Consider the following 2,014-nt stretch of genomic DNA (forward strand, 5'->3'; position numbering starts at 1 on the left):
CGCCGAGGCAGCGCGCGAGACGGTGACGCTTGCCGCCGACCGCATCCGCGAGGAGACCGACAATACCCCGGGCACGCTCCTGCAGGCTCTCGGCGCCGATCCGGACCGGATGCCCGCGGCCGAGGCGCTCGACGGCGACGTCCAGCGGCTTCGCCGCCAGCGCGATGCGCTGGGCGCGGTGAACCTGCGCGCCGAGGAGGATGCCAGGGAAGTGCAAGCGGAGCATGACACGCTGGTCATGGAGAAGGCCGACCTGGAGGAGGCGATCAAGAAGCTGCGCTCCGGCATCGCCGGGCTGAACCGCGAGGGGCGCGAGCGCCTCCTGACCGCGTTCGAGCAGGTGAACGGCAATTTCCGGATGCTCTTCACCCACCTCTTCGGCGGCGGCGAGGCCAACCTCGTGCTCGTCGAAAGCGACGATCCGCTGGAGGCGGGGCTCGAGATCATGTGCCAGCCGCCGGGCAAGAAGCTGGCCACGCTCTCGCTCCTGTCGGGCGGCGAGCAGACGCTGACGGCGCTGGCACTGATCTTCGCGGTCTTCCTCGCGAACCCCGCGCCGATCTGCGTGCTCGACGAGGTCGACGCGCCGCTCGACGACGCCAACGTGACGCGATTCTGCGACCTCTTGGACGAGATGACCCGGCGCACCGACACGCGCTTCCTCGTCATCACCCACCATGCCGTGACGATGAGCCGGATGGACCGGCTCTTCGGCGTGACGATGGCCGAGCAGGGGGTGAGCCAGCTGGTCAGCGTCGACCTCAAGCGGGCCGAGGCGCTGGTGGCGTGACGCTTTCGCCAAGCGTGGGCGCAGGGTTTCCGGTCAAAGAAAAACCCCCGCGGCCGGGCCCCGGGGGTTGATCGTTTCGCGGGTTTCCCCGCCAGCGTCACAGGGTCTCAGAGAGCGCCTTCGCGCTGGGCCTTCTTGCGTGCCAGTTTGCGGGCACGGCGGACGGCCTCGGCCTTCTCGCGCGCTTTCTTGACGGAGGGTTTCTCGAAATGCTGCTTGAGCTTCATTTCCCGGAAAACCCCTTCGCGCTGAAGCTTCTTCTTCAGAGCACGAAGCGCCTGTTCGACATTGTTGTCGCGAACGCTGACCTGCATGTGGTTGTCACCACCTTCCTAAGTTAGAGTTGCATTCGGTCGCAGGAGGCGCCCCTATAGCAGGGCGCCGGCGACTTGTCCACCGCCGGGAAGGGGGCTTTCGCGCCATGGAACAGGGGATCGGAACGACCGCCGGGCGGCTTCTCGCGGCGATCCTGCCGCACGTGACTTTCGACGGCTGGTCGGAGGCCGCGTTCCGCGCCGCGGCGGCGGACGCCGGCATGTCGCCGGAGCTTGCCCGCGCGGTCTGCCCGAGGGGGGCGCTCGACCTTGCCGTTGCGTTCCACCGGCAGGGCGACCGGGCGATGGAGGCCGCACTCGCGGCCGAGGACCTTTCAGCCCTGCGCTTCCGCGACCGCGTCGCGCGTGCGGTGCGGCTGAGGCTGGAGGGCGCCGACCGGGAGGTGGTGCGCCGGGGAGCATCGCTGTTCGCCCTGCCGCGGAACGCCGCGACCGGGGCCGGGTTGGTCTGGGGCACGGCGGATGCGATCTGGCGCGCCCTCGGCGACACCTCGGACGACATCAACTGGTATTCGAAGCGCGCCACGCTTTCGGCGGTCTATTCCGCGACCGTGCTCTTCTGGCTCGGCGACGACAGCGAGGGACACCATGCGACGTGGGAATTCCTCGACCGGCGGATCGAGGGCGTGATGCGCTTCGAGGCGTTCAAGGCGAAGGTCCGGGAAAACCCGGTGCTCGGCCGTATGCTGGAAGGGCCGCTGAGGGCGCTCGGCCGGGTCCGCGCGCCCGCGGGAGCGCCGTGGGACCTGCCGGGCCGCGTGGGCGGAGACCGGGGATGAGACTGCCCGCGAGGATGCGCGCCGTCGAGATCTCCCGCCCCGGCGGGCCCGAGGTGCTGCAGGTGACCGAGGTGCCGGTGCCGAAGCCCGGGCCGGGGCAGATCCTGATC

Annotated in this window: 2 protein-coding genes and 2 pseudogenes; 3 read left to right on the forward strand and 1 reads right to left on the reverse strand. The window is 69.8% G+C overall.

Going from position 1 to position 2,014, the window contains the following annotated elements; all coding sequences use genetic code 11:
• Positions 1-790, forward strand: a pseudogene (locus tag F9K34_RS18780) (chromosome segregation protein SMC); the annotation flags it as partial.
• A gap of 107 nt (positions 791-897) precedes the next feature.
• On the opposite strand, the gene rpsU reads toward F9K34_RS18780, so the two are convergent.
• Positions 898-1,104 (reverse strand): 30S ribosomal protein S21, encoded by a 207-nt coding sequence (gene rpsU, locus F9K34_RS18785; protein ID WP_011748553.1) that lies wholly within the window; start codon positions 1,102-1,104, stop codon positions 898-900.
• Between the two features lie 107 nt (positions 1,105-1,211).
• Here rpsU and F9K34_RS18790 point away from each other — a divergent pair, with 107 nt between their 5' ends.
• Both F9K34_RS18790 and F9K34_RS18795 read left to right on the forward strand, forming a co-directional pair.
• Entirely contained in the window at positions 1,212-1,904 is a 693-nt protein-coding gene (locus F9K34_RS18790) for a COQ9 family protein (protein ID WP_291338623.1), read from the forward strand.
• Positions 1,901-2,014 (forward strand): annotated as a pseudogene (locus F9K34_RS18795) (NAD(P)H-quinone oxidoreductase); the annotation flags it as partial. The gene F9K34_RS18790 and the pseudogene F9K34_RS18795, both read left to right, overlap by 4 nt.

Origin of the sequence: Albidovulum sp. (assembly GCF_008933605.1) — a bacterium.
Classification (GTDB): Bacteria; Pseudomonadota; Alphaproteobacteria; order Rhodobacterales; family Rhodobacteraceae; genus Albidovulum.